General features: G+C 43.8%; 13 protein-coding genes, 1 pseudogene and 1 riboswitch. Of the genes and pseudogenes, 4 read left to right on the top strand and 10 right to left on the bottom strand.

Going from position 1 to position 17,984, the window contains the following annotated elements:
• Positions 1 to 363: 363 nt before the first annotated feature.
• From MWM02_RS15240 to zwf, 3 genes are all read right to left on the bottom strand, one after another.
• Positions 364 to 1,698: a glucose-6-phosphate isomerase gene (locus MWM02_RS15240; RefSeq protein ID WP_244402363.1), complete on the bottom strand. Its 1,335-nt coding sequence runs from the start codon at positions 1,696 to 1,698 to the stop codon at positions 364 to 366.
• A gap of 115 nt (positions 1,699 to 1,813) precedes the next feature.
• On the bottom strand, positions 1,814 to 2,716 hold the full coding sequence (gene gnd / locus MWM02_RS15235) for a phosphogluconate dehydrogenase (NAD(+)-dependent, decarboxylating) (RefSeq protein WP_244402362.1): 903 nt from the start codon (positions 2,714 to 2,716) through the stop codon (positions 1,814 to 1,816).
• Between the two features lie 113 nt (positions 2,717 to 2,829).
• A complete protein-coding gene (zwf, locus tag MWM02_RS15230; protein ID WP_244402361.1) occupies positions 2,830 to 4,287 on the bottom strand; it encodes a glucose-6-phosphate dehydrogenase in 1,458 nt (485 codons plus the stop codon).
• 572 nt (positions 4,288 to 4,859) lie between these two features.
• Between zwf and hxlR the strand changes: the two genes are divergently transcribed.
• The 4 genes from hxlR (at position 4,860) to MWM02_RS15210 (ending at position 7,878) form a co-directional block, all read left to right on the top strand.
• A complete protein-coding gene (gene hxlR / locus MWM02_RS15225) occupies positions 4,860 to 5,225 on the top strand; it encodes a transcriptional activator HxlR (RefSeq protein ID WP_244402360.1) in 366 nt (121 codons plus the stop codon).
• Between the two features lie 395 nt (positions 5,226 to 5,620).
• Positions 5,621 to 6,478: a carbon-nitrogen hydrolase family protein gene (locus tag MWM02_RS15220; protein WP_013877329.1), complete on the top strand. Its 858-nt coding sequence runs from the start codon at positions 5,621 to 5,623 to the stop codon at positions 6,476 to 6,478.
• Between the two features lie 36 nt (positions 6,479 to 6,514).
• Positions 6,515 to 7,189 (top strand): GNAT family N-acetyltransferase, encoded by a 675-nt coding sequence (locus MWM02_RS15215; RefSeq protein WP_244402359.1) that lies wholly within the window; start codon positions 6,515 to 6,517, stop codon positions 7,187 to 7,189.
• Between the two features lie 17 nt (positions 7,190 to 7,206).
• Positions 7,207 to 7,878 (top strand): hypothetical protein, encoded by a 672-nt coding sequence (locus MWM02_RS15210; RefSeq protein ID WP_064552514.1) that lies wholly within the window; start codon positions 7,207 to 7,209, stop codon positions 7,876 to 7,878.
• Positions 7,879 to 8,103: 225 nt separating this feature from the next.
• Here MWM02_RS15210 and hxlB read toward each other — a convergent pair whose 3' ends face one another.
• From hxlB to MWM02_RS15175, 7 genes and pseudogenes are all read right to left on the bottom strand, one after another.
• Positions 8,104 to 8,661 carry a 6-phospho-3-hexuloisomerase gene (gene hxlB / locus MWM02_RS15205; protein WP_064552513.1) on the bottom strand — a complete coding sequence of 186 codons (558 nt, stop codon included), beginning with the start codon at positions 8,659 to 8,661 and terminating at the stop codon, positions 8,104 to 8,106.
• A gap of 3 nt (positions 8,662 to 8,664) precedes the next feature.
• Positions 8,665 to 9,300: a 3-hexulose-6-phosphate synthase gene (gene hxlA / locus MWM02_RS15200; RefSeq protein WP_042383634.1), complete on the bottom strand. Its 636-nt coding sequence runs from the start codon at positions 9,298 to 9,300 to the stop codon at positions 8,665 to 8,667.
• A gap of 342 nt (positions 9,301 to 9,642) precedes the next feature.
• Positions 9,643 to 9,961 (bottom strand): annotated as a pseudogene (locus MWM02_RS15195) (zinc-binding dehydrogenase); the annotation flags it as partial.
• 623 nt (positions 9,962 to 10,584) lie between these two features.
• A complete protein-coding gene (locus MWM02_RS15190) occupies positions 10,585 to 11,448 on the bottom strand; it encodes an SDR family oxidoreductase (protein WP_244402358.1) in 864 nt (287 codons plus the stop codon).
• Positions 11,449 to 11,775: 327 nt separating this feature from the next.
• Entirely contained in the window at positions 11,776 to 15,186 is a 3,411-nt protein-coding gene (metH, locus tag MWM02_RS15185) for a methionine synthase (protein WP_244402357.1), read from the bottom strand.
• Positions 15,179 to 17,029 (bottom strand): bifunctional homocysteine S-methyltransferase/methylenetetrahydrofolate reductase, encoded by a 1,851-nt coding sequence (locus MWM02_RS15180; RefSeq protein WP_244402356.1) that lies wholly within the window; start codon positions 17,027 to 17,029, stop codon positions 15,179 to 15,181. The genes metH and MWM02_RS15180 overlap by 8 nt, the downstream gene beginning before the upstream one ends.
• Before the next feature lie 83 nt (positions 17,030 to 17,112).
• A riboswitch (SAM riboswitch) is annotated at positions 17,113 to 17,218 on the bottom strand.
• 149 nt (positions 17,219 to 17,367) lie between these two features.
• Complete coding sequence (locus MWM02_RS15175) at positions 17,368 to 17,925, bottom strand: helix-turn-helix domain-containing protein (RefSeq protein ID WP_064552508.1); 558 nt, start codon at positions 17,923 to 17,925, stop codon at positions 17,368 to 17,370.
• Positions 17,926 to 17,984 lie beyond the last annotated feature (59 nt).

Genomic DNA, 17,984 nt, shown 5'->3' with positions numbered 1-17,984 from the left:
GGAAAAGGAGTCTTTACGAGGAAATGCCCCCATCTTATATGTAGGGAACAAAGGGAGTTGTAAATATGTGAGCACATAGCGTGCAATCATTATATCTTTCATCTTCGCGTTTCAAGCTGCGTTATCTTCCCATTTTCAAAAGTTGATTCAATAAGCTTTGGCAAAATAACGAGTATCGTTTGCATGTGTAAGTTAATGGTCTGTATTAGACATACTAATTTTACTTGCAGACGAGAAAAAAGATTATAAAAAACTCGGGAAAAATAAAACTACCTGTCTCCTGTAGAGTTCAGGAAAACAGGTAGTTTAGAATGTAGAGCCCTCACTCAAGATAGCTGCATGATAACAAGCAGGAGAAAAACGTTATTTAGATAACCGTTTCATGAGGGACGCTTTTTCCGCTTCAAAGCCCGGTTTGCCAAGCAAGGCAAACATATTCTTCTTGTAAGCTTCCACTCCCGGCTGATCAAACGGATTCACACCGAGCAAATGGCCGCTAATGCCGCAAGCTTTTTCGAAGAAGTATACCATTTCACCAAAGGTATATTCATTCATTTCATCCAGTTCAACAATTAAGTTAGGTACTCCGCCGTCTACATGTGCTAATAGCGTGCCTTGGAAAGCTTTTTTGTTTACTTCATCCAGTGTCTTACCGGCCAAGAAGTTTAATCCATCGATATTTTCTGGATCTTCTTGAATCGTCAGTTCGATTCGCGGTTTCTTGACTTGCAGCACCGTTTCGATCAGATTGCGGCGGCCTTCCTGAACGTATTGCCCCATGGAATGCAAATCCGTTGTAAAGTCAACGGATGCAGGAAAGAGTCCTTTCTGATCTTTCCCTTCACTTTCGCCAAACAGCTGTTTCCACCACTCAGATACATAATGAAGAGATGGTTCATAGTTCACCAATAATTCGATCGCTTTGCCTTTGCGGTAGAGAATATTTCGCACAGCGGCATACTGGTAGCTCTCGTTGGTGCAAAGATCCGGATTGTTATATTTATGATATGCTGATGCCGCCCCTTCCATCATTCGCTCAATATTCAGCCCAGCTACCGCGATAGGCAATAGGCCGACTGCTGTCAGTACAGAATATCTTCCGCCTATGTCATCCGGAATGACGAAAGTTTCATATCCTTCTTGATCGGCGAGCTTTTTTAATGCTCCTTTTGCCCGATCGGTAGTAACGTAAATCCGTTTTCTTGCTTCCTCTTTTCCATATTTTTTCTCCATGTAGTCACGGAAAATCCGGAAAGCAATGGCAGGCTCTGTCGTTGCTCCTGATTTAGAAACAACATTGATAGACAAATCTTTGCCTTCTAATACGTCTAATAAATGAGAAATATAAGTGGAACTGATATTCTGGCCAGCGAAATAAATTTGTGTCGCATTCACTTGGTTATGAAAGGTATGGGATAATGCTTCAATAGCTGCCCTTGCCCCTAAATAAGACCCGCCAATGCCGATCACCACAAGAGCATCTGAATGACTTCGGATTTTTTCAGCAGCTTGTTTGATTCGCGCAAATTCGTCTTTATCATAGCGGATCGGCCAATCAACCCAGCCAAGAAAATCGGATCCTGGACCTTTCTTTTCATAGAGCATATGATGAGCTGCTTTTACAAATCCGCTTAAATAATCTAGTTCACTTTCTTTCATAAATGGCAAGGCATTGGAGTAATCAAAAGAGACAGCCATATAACACTTCTCCTTTCTCTTCCAATTTTGCTGCGTATGTCTCCATTGGTTATTTGAAGCTCACGTCTGAAAGGGATTTTATGTTTTCTAGGAATACTTCCATGCTTATAATTATTTATTTCTTCTCATTTCTTTCTACAGCATGTCCGCCAAATTCGTTGCGTAGGGCTGCCACCACTTTGCCTGTAAATGTATCGCTTTCCAATGAACGGTACCGCATCAATAAGGCCATGGCGATGACAGGAGCGGCAGTTTGCAGATCCAAAGCTGTTTCGACTGTCCATTTTCCTTCACCGGAAGAATGCATAATTCCTTTGATTTCCTCTAATTTTGCATCTTTGGAAAATGCGCGTTCTGTTAATTCCATGAGCCATGAACGAATAACCGAACCATGATTCCACACTCTTGCCACTTTTTCATAGTCATAATCGAATTCGCTTTTCTCTAATATTTCGAAGCCTTCGCCAATGGCAGCCATCATTCCATATTCAATCCCGTTGTGGACCATTTTTAAGAAGTGGCCGCTACCCGCTTTTCCTGTATATAAGTACCCATTTTCTACAGCGGTATCTCGGAAAAGAGGCTCGACAATGTTCCAAGCTTCAGGATCGCCTCCAACCATGTAACACGCTCCGTTACGGGCGCCTTCCACTCCACCGGAGGTTCCGGCATCCATAAAGTGAATTCCCATTTCCTTTAGCTCGTTATAGCGGCGAATCGATTCCTTATAGTGAGAATTGCCACCATCAATCACAATATCTCCTTTGCTTAAAAACGGTGTAATCTCGCCAATCACCGAATCAACAACTGTATGTGGAACCATCATCCAAAGAATTCTTGGATTTTCTAATGATAAAACGAGCTCCTTTAAACTGGATACGCCTTTGGCTCCGTATTTTTTTATTTCTTCCACCGCATTTGCATTTACATCGAACGCCACTACTTTGTGCTTATGGTCAATGAGATTTTTGCCTAAGTTGAATCCCATTTTTCCTAAACCGATTAACCCGACTCTCATGCTGACTACCTCCTAAAAATATCTTGTTCAAAGAAAATTTGCTGGCAGAACAATGTACTTCCTCTTTCCCATTTCAGAAATGATGTTTTCAAGTTTGCTCCGGAAGTGATTACCTACTGCCAATAAAATCCGTCTTCTTTCAATAATTGATCAGAAGCCTCTGGCCCCATCGAACCTGAACGATATGAGTGGAGAGGAAGGAGATTTTCCGCAAATGCCTCTAAAACAGGTTGTACCCATTTCCAAGATAGTTCAACTTCTTTCCAATGGGCAAAGAAAGTCGAATCGCCATGTAAAGCGTCAAAAATCAAGAGTTCATAGGCTTCGGGTATCTCTTTCTGATTAGTCGTAAAGTGCATATGGACAGGTTCCATCTTTCCGTTGTTAAATACATTTTTGCTATTGAATTGCAGCGAAACACTTTCGTTCGGATTGATTTGAATCGCCAAAAGATTAGGGGATGTTTCCTCATTTTTCGGTAAGTGCCATTCCTTTAATGGATTTTTAAATTCGATCACAATACGTGTGGATTTTTCCTTCATTCTTTTGCCTGTACGGATATAGAATGGTACCCCGCTCCAATTTTCATCATCGATCCACAAACGGGCAGCAACAAATGTCTCCGTTGTTGAAGAAGCATCGACTCCAGGCTCTTCTTTATATCCGACTACTGGTTTGCCATTGATTTCTCCAGGACCGTATTGACCGCGAACGACGTGTAAACTTACTTCTTCTTTCTGTATTGGTCGAAGAGATTCCATGATTTTTCTTTTCTCATTACGGATGTCTTTTGCGCTAATTTGTTTTGGCAGGTGCATGGCTGTCATCATCAGCAATTGCAGCATATGATTTTGAAACATATCGCGGATGGCTCCTGCCTGATCATAATAGCTTGCTCTTTGTTCTACTCCAACCGTCTCACTTGCCGTAATTTGCACATTGGCTATATATTGATTGTTCCATATCGCTTGAAACACAGGGTTGGCAAATTTTAAAGCTTCAAGGTTTTGAACCATCGGCTTTCCAAGGTAATGATCTACCCGATAAATTTCTTCTTCTTCGAAAGCTTGGCTTAACTTTTCGTTTAACTCTTGGGCCGATTTGATATCGTGACCGAACGGTTTTTCAATAATTAGACGTTTCCAACCATTGGTGGATCCTAAGCCGCTTTCCTTAATGTTCGATGCAATCACATCAAAAAATTCTGGAGCAACAGATAAATAAAACATGCGGTTTTCAGGAATATTCAATTCTTTTTCGCGTTGTTGAACCATTTCAAGCAACTTTTTATACCCTTGTGCATTCGTTACATCTAAAGAAGTATAACGAAATGCATGGAGAAACTCTTCCATTTTGGAGCGGTCATTTATCAAGCGTCTGGAAAAGGTTTTGATCGAATTTTCCACATATATTTGAAATTCATCATTGGACAATTCTCTTTTGCTTACGCCAATGATAGAAAACGACTGGGGCATTTTTTGATCGAGAAATAAATTATATAATGCAGGGAAAATTTTTCGTTTCGCTAAATCGCCCGTTGCCCCAAACAAAACGAAAGTCATCGAATCCAATGTGATCCCCCCTGTCTTTTTCGAAACGTTTTTCAAAAAGAATCGACCTGATAGAGCAGATATAGCGGGATTTGCCACATTGCGCGAATTGGTATGTTGTGAAAAACGCATGAAAGTTTTGTTCTTGTATTTTCTCGTTACTAAATCGTTTACTGAAAACGGTTTTTTTGACGGCGCCGCCAATGACGAGGGCACAGTTGTTGTCCCTTCCAGCGTTTTTTAAAGCAGCGAGAACGTAAATATCGCGTGGAATAGTAAAACAATAGTGCTCGTGATTTTGTTCACAGATGCTAGTATAATGCGTATAAAATTTATTGAGAAGTACGCACTTTATTATCATGTAGTGATAAAAATATAATATAGTGTAAAAAAATATACTTAATGATATAAAAGGATTGTGGGCACAATGAACGGAATGGATCATGAAAAAGCCTTTTCCCATCCTAGAATGAATGCCATCTGCTATGAGCGAAAATAAATATGTATAACATGTATTTGACAGTATGTGCTTTACGACCATAAAGTGACAAAGAATATACTATCAGTTATAATCAACATAGGGGGGTGAAACGATGGGACACGTTTGTGGCAAGACGTATAACTGTGAAAAAGAATTAACACTTGCTGTTATTGGCGGTAAATGGAAAATGCTTATTTTGTGGCATCTAGGAAAAGGGGGAAAGAAGCGGTTTAGCGAACTAAAAGCTCTCATGCCTGGGATCACCCAAAGAATGCTAGTTAACCAGTTAAGAGAGCTGGAGCAAGATCAAATTGTGCATCGCGAAGTCTATCCGGTGGTTCCACCAAAAGTGGAATATTCACTGACCGAGCATGGAAAAAGTTTGATGCCAATTCTTGATGCGATGTATGAATGGGGCAAAAACTATATGGAGACGGTCGTAAAGGGGCAAGTAAAAATTAATGAAGTCGCCAAATAGAAAAAATTTTCTCCTTTAAAACTTCGAAAACTACCTGTTTGCTTTCTTCATAATTGACAGAAAATACCTTTTCATCAAGATACAGATAAAAAAGCAATAAGTGATATTAGACGTTAAAAGCCAACGGACAACCATCTTTATGGAAGATCCGCTGTCCGTTGGTTTTTTATATGCATGTTGATGGCTGTTTGGATGCGAGGGCGGTCTGGCAGAAAATGTCCTTAAAATTCTTCAGTGATTCTTACTTGCTTCTTTTTTTCGTTTCTTCTTTTAGTATACTTTTTCACACTATGTAACATGAAAGTGTCTACTTGTTAAATAGAATGATGTATCTAATAATATCAGTATCGCCGCATAAAGATGGCGAAACATTGGTAATGAGAAAGGGGGAGACTATGAAACTGAGAGTGTCAGCGGTTCAATATCATCTCCACACTATCCAATCGTTTGAGGAATTTGCTAAACAAGTAGAACATTATATGAAAACAGCTGAAGAGTTTGGAGCGGATTTTGTCCTGTTTCCAGAATTTTTCACCACTCAGCTAATGTCTATCGGCAACCAGCAAGGGAAGCCTTTGACCATTCAAGACCTTCCTGATTTTACAGAACAATATCGCTCTTTATTTATTAATTTGGCTAAGCAAACAAAGATGCATATTATTGGAGGAACCCATGTCATCCGTAAAAACGGCCGATTATACAACGTTGCTCATTTATTCTATCCAGACGGAAGAGTTGCCGAACAGCCAAAGCTTCATATTACTCCGACGGAAGTAAAGGAATGGAACATGTCTCCGGGCGAAAGCCTGCAGGTGTTCGAGACAGACAAGGGAACCATTGCGATGTTGACTTGCTATGACATCGAATTTCCAGAAATCGTTCGAATGGCAAAGGCGAAGGGGGCGGATGTCATTTTCTGTCCTTCTTGCACCGATGATCGTCACGGATTTTATCGTGTCCGTTACACTAGCCATGCGAGGGCAATTGAAAATCAAGTCTATGTTGTCACCACTGGTACGGTAGGTTCCCTTCCTACGGTTGATTTTATGCGGGCCAATTTTGGGCAAGCGGCGGTGATTACGCCAAACGACATCCCGTTTCCTCCGCGCGGCATCTTGGCAGAAGGGGAAATCAACCATGATATGATTGTCACCGCTGATCTTGATTTAGAGCTGTTATATCAGGTTCGCGAAAGCGGTTCCGTCACCACATGGCGCGATCGGCGCACGGATCTTTATCCGGATTGGAAATAAGGATGTGATTAGCTGCTTCATTGAGGAGGGGGAAAAATGTATCGAAAGGAGTTTTACGTCTTTGACCAAGATCGTCCTGTCCCAGCGGTAATCCGCAATTATGAAGAAAAGGATTTCTCTGGATTAATCCGCATTCAACAAGAAAGCTTCCCTCCGCCATTCCCGTCTGAATTATGGTGGAATACGGAACAACTGAAAAACCATATTACGCTATTTCCAGAGGGAGCTTTATGTGTGGAAGTGAATGGTGAAATTGCCGGATCGATGACGGGGCTTATTGTTGACTTTGATCCTGACCATCCAGACCATACATGGGAAGAGATTACGGATAATGGATATATCCGCAACCATAACCCAAACGGGAATACGCTCTATGTCGTTGATATTGGCGTGCGCCCTGCCTATCGCAAATTAGGGCTGGGGAAATGGCTGATGTTATCCATGTATGAAGTAGTTATTCATTTAGGATTAGAACGGCTGCTAGGCGGAGGAAGAATGCCTGGATATCATAAAAAAGCTCATGAAATGACAGCGGAGCAATATCTCGAAGCTGTTGTAAAAGGGGAATTGAAGGATCCTGTAATTACCTTCCTGCTCCGTTGCGGCCGTACCCCTGTAAAAGTGGTGGAAAACTATTTAGAGGATGAAGAATCGTGCAATTATGCTGCGCTTATGGAATGGAAAAATCCTTTTTATCGGTCAAAATCTTAGCAAGGAGAATGATTAAGATGGAATATCGCAGAATTACGAGTATAGAAGACCCTTTGTTTAAAAAAATGCACCAATTGATGCAAAATGTATTTCCTCCCGAAGAAGTATTGGCATTCGATTTGTGGAAAGAGCCTCTGGAAGATCCGGGAATTCGTGTGTGCGTTGCGGTTCACGAAGGAGAAGTAGTAGGTGCGACGGAGTATCGCTATTATAAAGATTTGAATGTTGCGATGACGGATTTTACTATTATTGGAAGGGAAGGGCTGGGAATTGGGCGCTTTTTAGCCACAAAACGGTTAGAGGATTTGAACAATTGGGCTGCGGCAAATGGAAAGCGGTTATATGGCATGTTCGCTGAAATTTATGATCCTTATCGGGTGGAGCATTATGAATTTGGCGGGATTAAGCCGATGGATCCATATGTTCGCCGTGAGGTATTGTCCCATTTGGGATATAAGCGGCTTGACTTCTCTTATGTCCATCCATCTTGGAATAATGATGGAGAAGCCGTAACCGGTCTTGATCTTTGTTTCCTTCCGATGGACGATGGCGTGAATGAACTTCCAGCAGAGCTTGTTGTGAAGTTTTTGAAACGTTATTATTCCGTCTTATCGAACAAACCGAAGTCTTGGGATGATATGATTAAAAATTTAGAATCCAAGAATACGATATTGCTTTTAGATATTTAAGTGACTTGCTATTTCAGTCTTTTGGAAAAACACAAAAAGTCGATTTTTCCTATTCCATGGAAAAATCGACTTTTCATTATGACTGAAAAAGGCCGCAAAGCGTTTCTTAAAGAAAGCTCCGCGGCCTTTTCCCCTTTCCCCCGTGTTGCTAGTTGAAAATTCCATTTGAATAGTTTAAGATTTTGGTTGGTTGAAGGTGCTCTGAACAAAAGTCCCATATATACTTTATTCAAGATTGGCATGCCTTTTAAACATGGTATTGGAGTCCAGCCCTTTTTTCTCCATACATCTTAATATGATCGCATCATAGAATAGCAAGAGGGTTTGCTCAAATAGCGATCCCATTGGCTGTATCGTGTTGTATCCATTATCTGATTGGTCTTTAGGCGAACCAGGTAATTTAATCGTGATATCAGCCAATTGTCCAATGGTCGATTCAGGGAAAATGGTTACTAACGCTACTTTGGCGCCTAAGCTTTTTGCTTTCTCGGCCATGGAAACTAAACTTCTCGTTTCCCCTGAACCTGATCCAATGATCAAAATGTCATCTTGTTCTAGGCTAGGGGTTATGGTTTCGCCTACTACGTAGGCGTCTAACCCCATGTGCATCATTCGCATCGCAAAAGATTTCGACATAAACCCAGATCTACCTGCGCCAGCTACAAAAATTTTCTTTGCTTCGAGAATCCCATTTACCAACTTTTCCGCTTCTTCGTCAGCGATAAAATCAGCTGTCCGATTTAACTCTTTGATGATTTCACCTAAATATTGCGTAGTCTGCATCATTCATTCACCTTGTTGGATCATTTTTTTCATTTCAGCTGCTACCGCTCGTTTATCTTCTTGATTGGTAATACCGCCGCCAACGATGATAAGATCAGGTTTTGCTTTAATGACCTCAGGCAATGTGTTTAATTTAATGCCGCCTGCGATCGCTGTCTTTGCGTTTTTCACGACACGCTTGATTGTTGCAAGGTCTTCAAGAGAGTTTTTTCCGACTGCTTGAAGGTCATACCCTGTGTGTACACAAATATAGTCGACTCCAAACTCATCCACTTCTTTTGCTCGTTCTTCTAAATTCTTCACTCCGATCATGTCTACCAAGATTTTTTTCCCTTGTTTTTTCGCTTCTTCCACAGCACCTTTGATGGACAAATCTTCAGCAACCCCAAGTATAGTGATAATGTCAGCGCCAGCTTCGGATGCTTTCATGACTTCATATGCGGCTGCATCCATGATTTTTAAGTCTGCCAATACTTTTAAGTGAGGGAATTCTTGCTTGATTTCCTTTACGGCTCTAAGCCCCTCGTTAATAATCACTGGAGTGCCGATTTCTACAATATCCACATACTCCTCGACTTCTTTTACCAGCTTTTTTGCTTCTGGAATGTTTACGAGATCCAATGCTAATTGTAATTCCATGAATTCTTCACCCCTCATAAAAGTTTATTGTTGGTTGTGCAAGCAGCAGTATTTTTTGTGTTTTACACACTGATGAGTATACTATGTATGATTTATCTTTAGAAGTACGCACTTTATTTTTACATAGTGTCAAAAAATATACTATTGGTTATTATTTATATTCTTTTACTTTTGAATGTAACTTGGAAAGAGGAGTTCCACATTTCCAACCAGATTGGATATGATATCAATTGCGGTTGTACTAACCTAAGAGCCGCTTTTTTGTCAAAACATTTATATAAAAAAGGCTATCTCATCTTTGTGAGACAGCCCTAGAACGCCATATTGTAAATATTTTCTTTTTTATTGGTTGTTGCCACGGGAAAACGGTGCTCGATTTGATTTATCTTCTAACGTTAAAACTACACGCCCGTTGATTTCCCCTTTTAGCATTTTGTCAAATACTTCATTAGTTTTTTCAAGAGGTTGCACTTCAATAATGGTTTTTACTTGACCTCTGCAGCGAACCGAAGTGCTTTTTGCAAGTCTTTCCGCGTGCCGACGATAGAACTGACAATTTTAATTCCATTTAATACCGTATCAAAATCGGAATAGGCATTTCTTCCGGCGGCAATCCGACAAGAACGCACGTTCCACCTATGCGAATAGAATTGTGCGTGGATTGAAAAAATGCGGTGAACTTGAATCTTTGGAAAATAAAACTGCTTTTTGCTGTTGCCTTTTACACAAATTTCAGGACGTAATTGATCCCATCCTCTATATGAAAACCGCTTGTTAAAAATCAAGAAGAAGTGAGCAATATGCTGCGCTGCTTTTTCGAACAAAGTCTTTCATGCGAAGCGTCTGCGCAGATGGATGAAAAAGTGGGCAAAGCCGATGAGTGAGGTGGGAAAAGCAAATAATGAACAAAGGGGATGTACCTCATTACGTTGCAAGTATACAGGAGTGAATGGAAAAGAAAAGCTTGCGGCATATTATCGCAAGCTAAAAAGAGAAGAGAGGGTGTAAAATTTTGCTGTAGTTGAAAAAATGAAACGAAACATAGCACCAATTACATCTTTATCATAATCTTGATGTTAATGGAAAGCAATAAATCTGTTAGAAAATATGACATAAAAAATCGTCTGACGGTTTCAGAGCGTGGTTTGCTGGAAATGAAGTTTTTCATTGCTTTAACATGACCAATATTGTCTTCCAAATGATGTCTAACATGGTGATACATAAACAAGTGTTTTTGCCGGAAAAGTATTTGTTTTTTGAAGGCGCGCCTTTGCGCATCGCTTTTTACCCATTCACCACTTTCCCACCGTTGACGTGTATCATCTGTCCTGTAATATAAGATGCGTCATCGCTTGCCAAAAAGACGTAGCTTGGGGCGACTTCGCTCGGCTGCCCCGGCCGCTTCATCGGGGTGTTGGAGCCGAAAGTGGCGACTTGGTCGCTTGCAAAAGTAGACGGAATCAGCGGCGTCCAAATCGGTCCCGGGGCGACGCCGTTGACGCGGATGCCTTGACCGGCGAGCGATTTCGCTAATGAGCGCGTAAAGGCGACAATCGCGCCTTTGGTGGCTGAATAGTCAATTAATTGTTCGTTGCCTTCGTAAGCGGTAATTGACGCCGTATTAATAATGGCGCTGCCTTTTTGCAAGTACGGAAGCGCCGCTTTTGTCAAATAAAAATAGCCGAAGACGTTGGTGCGGAACGTTTTTTCCAGCTGTTCTGATGTAATATGCAGCAAGCTTTTTTGCGGATGCTGTTCTGCGGCGTTATTGACGACGATGTCTAATTTGCCAAATTGGTTGATCGTTTGCTTTACGGCATGTTTGCAAAACTGTTCATCACCGACGTCGCCGGCAAAAAGCAAGCATTTTCTTCCTTCCTGTTCGACTTGGCGTTTCGTTTCTTCCGCGTCTTCATGTTCGTTTAAATAAATAATCGCCACATCCGCACCTTCTTTTGCGAAATGAATGGCGACTGCCCGGCCAATGCCGCTGTCACCGCCGCTAATAATGGCTGCTTTATTTTGCAATTTCCCGCTTCCTTTATATGTCGCGCTGATCGAAACAGGCTGCGGGTTCATGTCCGTTTGCCATCCGGGCTGGCGGTTTTGATGCTGTGGCGGCAGCGTCGCCTGCTGTTTTGTGACCATCTTCCATTCCTCCTTGTGCACAATCTATCACCGTTAGTATGAGACAAGGAGGGAAAAATATGTAATGCTATTCATGAATGAACAATGAGCAAAACTTTAATGAAAAGAAATAGATGAAAAGCTAAAACAGTTAGCCGGGGCCCATTGTATTAAGACTATCGACAAAGAATTTGTGCTGCAATCATAAGCACCATGTTGGCTTTGCCGATGCTTACCTGTTTTGTTTATACAACCTTCCTCATCTGTGCAAGCAGTAATTACATAGAATGAAAAAGGTTTCAGAAAGCTAGAGGGAGAATAAAAAGCTGGCCGATATGGCCAGCTTTTTTACAGAACATTGAAATAGCGCGCTTCCGGATGGGCGAAGACGATCGCGGAAACGGAAGCTTCCGGTTCCATCATATATCCGTCCGTCAATTGAATGCCGATTTCTTCGGGACGCAATAGGCGGAAGAGCTTTTCCTGATCCTCTAAGTTTGGACAGGCCGGGTAGCCGAACGAGTAGCGCTGCCCTTGATATTTGGCGGCAAAGCGCTCTTCCATTGTAAAGTCCGGATCATCCGGAAAACCCCAGCGGTCGCGCATGACTTGGTGAATGAACTCGGCCAATCCTTCGGCGACTTCCAGCGCCAATGCTTGAATCGCGTGGCTTTTTAAAAATTCGCCGTTTTCCTTCCATCGCTGTGCGAGTTCGCGAATGCCTTTGCCGGCGGTGACCGCAAAAAAGCCAACGTAATCGATTTGCCCGCTTTCGACAGGTTTCAAGTAATCGGCTAAACAAAGGTATGGAGCTCTTGGCTGTCTTGGAAATTCGAATGTTTCAATAATTGTCCGTTTGTCTTCTGGCGAGTAAATATAAATCCGGTTTCCCTCACTTTGCGCCGGGAAAAATCGGTACAACGCCGCTGGTGTGATCCATTGTTCTTGATGGGCTTGTTGAAGCAGATCGTCGACAACTTGCTTTAACATAAGCGCTTTTTCATCTTTTTCCTCAAGGAGCCGTTTCACTTTCCCTTTTAATCCGAGATGGTGTCCTAACACCATTTGCCAGTTGACGTATGGAATAATGTGCGAAAGCGAAATATCTTTGAGCACGTGACGTTCTAAATCCGCCGGCACAAACACGGGCACATCGGTTGAAACGTTCGATTTGGCGGCGGTAGCTGTTGGCGCCGTTTTTTCTTGTTTCGTTTCTTGTTTTTCCGTTTTTGTATACTCAATTTCATTTTGCTGCAATTGGTTTGCCAATGCCAGCCCTTCCATGGCGTCTTTTGCATATAAGACGATGCCGTCATATTCCGGAGCGATTTTGTTTTCGGTAAACTTGCGCGTCAGCGCGGCGCCGCCGACTAAAATCGGAATCGAAATGCCCGCTTGCCGCAAATCCTGGGCGGTGACGACCATTTGCTGGGCGGATTTGACAAGAAGTCCGGATAAGCCAATGATATCCGGCTTTTCCGCTTGAACAGCTTCGATCAGTTTTTGCGGCGTTACTTTAATTCCTAGATCAATGACATGAAAGCCGTTGTTGCTTAAAATGATGTCGACTAGGTTTTTGCCGATATCGTGCACGTCGCCTTTGACGGTGGCGAGAATCACTTTTCCTTTTGTGCTGCCTTCCTTTTTCTCCATATGCGGCTCTAAAAAGGCGACCGCTGCTTTCATGACTTCCGCGCTTTGCAATACTTCGGCGACAATAAGCTGGTTGTCATTAAACAGCCGCCCGACTTCATCCATTCCCGCCATCAGCGGACCGTTGATGATATCAAGCGGATCGTCATACGTTTGCAGCGCTTGTTCCAAATCGGCGAACAATCCTTCTTTTGTGCCTTCGATAACATAGCGCGCGAGCCGCTCTTCAAGGCTAAGCTCTGTTTTCGCTTTTTTCGGCTCTTTCGTTTTATCGCGGTAAAATTGGATAAACATGTTTAACGTTTCATCGTTCGTGTTAAACAGAAGCTCTTCGGCCAATCGAACTTCTTCTTCCGGAATCGAAGCGAACCGTTCTAGCTTTTCCGTATTGACGATTGCGTAGTCGAGCCCGGCTTGTGTGCAATGATATAAAAAGACAGAGTTTAAAATTTCGCGGCCCACCGGCGGAAGCCCAAAAGAGACGTTGCTAATGCCGAGTATCGTTAAACATTGCGGAAGCCGTTCTTTAATGAGGCGGATACCCTCGATCGTTTCTTTTGCGGCGCCGATATATTGTTCGTCGCCTGTGCCGACAGGGAATACGAGCGGGTCGAAAATAATGTCGCGTGGGGAAACGCCGTATTTATTCACAAGCAAGTCATATGAACGTAAGGCGATCTCCAGCTTCCGCTCGGCATCAATCGCCATCCCTTGTTCATCAATCGTTCCGACGACAACGGCGGCGCCGTATTTGTGAAGGAGCGGAACGACTTTTTCAAACCGTTCTTCCCCATCTTCCAAGTTAATCGAGTTAATAATTGCTTTCCCTTGCGAATAAGTGAGGGCTCGTTCAATAACACGTTCATCCGTCGAGTCAATGACAAGCGGCACTTTTACTTTTTTGATGACCTGCTGGATAAATTTTTCCATATCTTCTTGTTCGTTGCGGTCTGGATCAGCTAAGCAAATGTCGATGACATGCGCGCCGTTTTTTACTTGCGCGCGGGCGATTTCCGCCGCTTCTTCATATTTTCCTTCAGCGATCAATCGTTTGAATTTGCGCGAACCGATGACGTTTGTTCTCTCTCCGACAAACAACGGACGCATCGTTTCATCATAAATAAGCGGATCAATGCCGGAGACGGCGTGGACGTCAAACGACGCTGGAACCGGCCGCGGCGGAATGCCGCGGACTGCTTCGGCGATGGCGCGGATATGTTCCGGCGTTGTCCCGCAGCAGCCGCCGACGATGTTAATCCAGCCTTTTTCGGCGAACCGTTGGATTTTTTTCGCCAACATATCCGGCGTTTCGTGATAGCGGCCTTCCTCATCCGGAAGCCCGGCGTTCGGATAACAGCTAACGGCCGTGTTCGCCAAGGAAGCGAGCGTGCGCAAATGGTCGGTCATAAATTCCGGGCCGGTTGCGCAGTTTAAGCCGACGGCAAACGGATTCATATGCTGGACGGAGATGAAAAACGATTCGATCGTTTGGCCGGCGAGCGTGGTTCCCATCGGTTCAATCGTCCCGGAAATCATAATTGGCACTTTTTTTCCGACAGAGGCGAATGCTTTCGTAATCCCAATAAAGCCGGCTTTGACATTTAACGTGTCTTGGCATGTTTCTAACAGAAGCAAGTCGACGCCGCCGAGCAATAACCCGCGCGCTTGTTCTTCATAAGCGGCAACTAATTGCTCGAACGTAACGCCGCCCGTGACGGACAACGTTTTTGTCGTCGGTCCCATCGAACCGGCGACAAAGCGCGGCCATTCAGGGGTAGAGTAAGCGTCGGCGACTTTGCGCGCCAATTTGGCCGCTTCGATGTTTAATTCAAACGCTAAATGGCCGAGCTCATATTCATCCAACACAATGCTAGTCGCGCCAAATGTGTTCGTTTCGATAATGTCGGCTCCCGCTTGCAAATATGCTTCATGAATGCGTTCGATCACATGGGGGGCGGTGAGCGTCAAATATTCGTTGCAGCCTTCATATTGCTCGCCCCCGAAATCATCGGCTGAAAGCTGCGCGCTTTGAATCATTGTTCCCATTGCGCCATCAATAACTAATATTTTTTTTTCGAGCTGTTGCTGCAATGTTATGTTACCCATGGAGTACCTCCCTTTCTTGAGCGGCTTGTTCTTTTTCGTGAATGTAGCGAACGAGTTCGACGGTCATTTCATAGCGCAAAAACGGCGTGATTAAGTAGATGCCGTTAAATAAGTCAAAAGCGGCGTCAATGAGCGACTTGGCAATGGCGATTCCTTCGCGTGCCGATTGCACCGGGTCGTTTGCGCATGACGCCATGCGGGAGCGGATTTCATCGGAAAGCGTAATGCCAGGTACTTCATGGTGAAGAAAATCAGCGTTGCGCGCGCTTACTAGCGGCATAATGCCAATGTAAATCGGCGTCTCAAGATGCTTTGTCGCTTCGTACACTTCTTCGATTTTTTGTTCGGAGTATAATGGCTGAGTAATAAAATAATGGGCGCCGCATTGAATTTTTTTCTCAAGGCGTTCGACCGCTTTGTCCAAATGGCGTACGTTCGGGTTAAACGCTGCGGCGATCGAGAAATTTGTTTTTTGCCCGAGCGGTTTTCCAGAATAGGAAAGCCCTTCGTTAAATTGGCGAATTAGACGAATGAGATCAAAGGACGATAAATCATAGACGGATGTCGCCCCAGGAAAATCGCCGATCTTCGACGGATCGCCGGTAATAGCGAGCACGTCGGTGATGCCGAGCGTGTGCAAGCCCATCAGATGCGACTGCAGCCCAATCAAGTTGCGATCGCGGCATGTGATATGAATGAGCGGGCGAATGCCAAGCTGCTCTTTGACGATTGTGCCGAGCGCCATATTGCTAATGCGTGGAGTCGCCAACGAGTTATCGGCCAATGTCAATGCATCAATATTCGCTTCTTTGAGCGCTTTGGCGCCTTCTAAAAATTTAGCGATGCCTAGTTTTTTCGGTGGATCGAGTTCGACGATCACTGAACGGCGCTTGCGGACGATATCTTGCAGCGGCGGTGCCGCGTTTGGTTCATCCGATGATATGGAAACGGAAATATGGCGCTGCTTCACCGTTTTCGTTTGCACCGGGGTTCGATCCGTTAAGGCGATTGCCATCGCTTCGATATGCTTCGGCGTCGTGCCGCAGCACCCACCGATGAGGCGCACCCCTTGTTCGCGGAACGCCAGCGCCGTTTCTTTAAAATAGTCGGTGTTTGTTTCATAAACAAGCCGCCCGTCGCGGTAATCCGGCAGGCTTGCGTTCGGATACGCAGAAAGAAACGCTTTGCTTGGCAGCGGCACTTCCTCGAGTGAGCGGATCATATGGTATGGGCCGAGACGGCAGTTGAGCCCGACAACGTCGGCTCCCAACTGTTCTAATTGCGCCAATGCTTCGGCAAGCGGAGTGCCGTCTTGCAAAACGCCGACTTCGTGGAGGGTGACGTGCGCGATAATCGGCTTATCCGTTTCTTTGCGTGCGATCGCAAGCACTGTCTTTAATTCTTCCAAATCGTAATACGTCTCGAGCAATAAGCCGTCGACGTCTTCGTTTAACAGCACAAACAATTGTTCGCGAAACGTCCGCTTTATTTCATCGATGGAAACGGCGCTTTTGTTGATGCTGCGCAGTCCGCCGATCGTTCCGAGCACGTAGGCTTTATTTTTCGCCGCTTGTTTCGCCAGCCGCACCGCCGCGCGGTTAATAGATGGCACTTCATCTTCGAGTCCATAGCGGGCAAGCTTGACATAGTTGGCGCCGTATGTATTCGTTTGAATGACCTCGGCGCCTGCGGCGATATATGCTTCATGAATATGAAGAATGTCTTCCGGTCTCGACAAATTTAATTCTTCAAAACATCGATCGACGCCATGGGAGTATAGCAGCGTTCCCATTGCGCCATCGGCGATGACAATTCGTTCTTGCAAATCTTCCAAAAGACCCACGCTCATTCCCCCGTTCTATGTTCTGTGAAAATGGTAAAAGAAAAAAGCCTTCTATAAGAAGAAGACTTTTTATGTATCGTCTCTTCTTATCTTCCAGGCGTTTTTTGCCTGTCTGGATTTAGCACCTTGGCTTTCGCCAGGTTGCTGAAGGTTCATCGGGCCAGTCCCTCCCCCCTCTCTTGATAAGAAATTCGCTATGAAGTTGTGGCCAAACGTTTTAACATTTAATTAATATATAATGTAAAGCATTTTCTGAAAATATTCAATACAAAGGAATCGCTTTCATGAAAATATTCGATCCTTGATGAGAAAATCGTTAGTGAAAATAGCGTAGTTCACTATAGTGAACGTTCGTGATTGGAATCAATGACTAAGTAGTAGTGGCATTCTTCCTCGCCAATATTAATGAAACGATGTTCAACATCAGCTTCGTAGTATATCGAATCTCCTTCTGCCAAGTCATATGATCGCGTTCCTAGTACGACTCTCAACTTTCCTTTGGCTACGGATATATACTCTTTCACTCCTTTTTTATGCTTCGGAAAAACACCGGACTCTTGTTTTGGCGGAATCATATTGAAAACAAACTCAATCCCTTTTGCCGGAAAAGAAGGGGATAAAAGATGGCGCTCAAAGCCGCTGCGCTCGTCTTTGTATATATATCGTTCGCTTTTTCTAATGATAATGACTTCGCTTTGCTCATCTTCTCCTAATAATTGCGAAAGAGTCATGTCCAACCCTTCCGCGATCTGGCAAGCTACCTGAATGGTGGGATTTTTTTCTCCTCTCTCGATTTGCGATAGCATCGAGCGGCTAACGCCGCATTTTTCTGATAATGCCTGCAATGAAAGGGATTTTCGCTTTCTTGCTTCCCGCACGTTTTTTCCAAAATTCATAATTGCCTTCCTCCTTGTTGTATATATTACACTATAGTGGAAATTTTGTCTTGACTCGC

The sequence above is a fragment of the Parageobacillus sp. KH3-4 genome, assembly GCF_022846435.1.
GTDB classification, from domain to species: Bacteria; Bacillota; Bacilli; order Bacillales; family Anoxybacillaceae; genus Parageobacillus; species Parageobacillus thermoglucosidasius_A.
The sequence above is the reverse complement of the archived record's forward strand: the minus strand, read 5'-3'. Positions and strand labels throughout refer to the sequence as shown.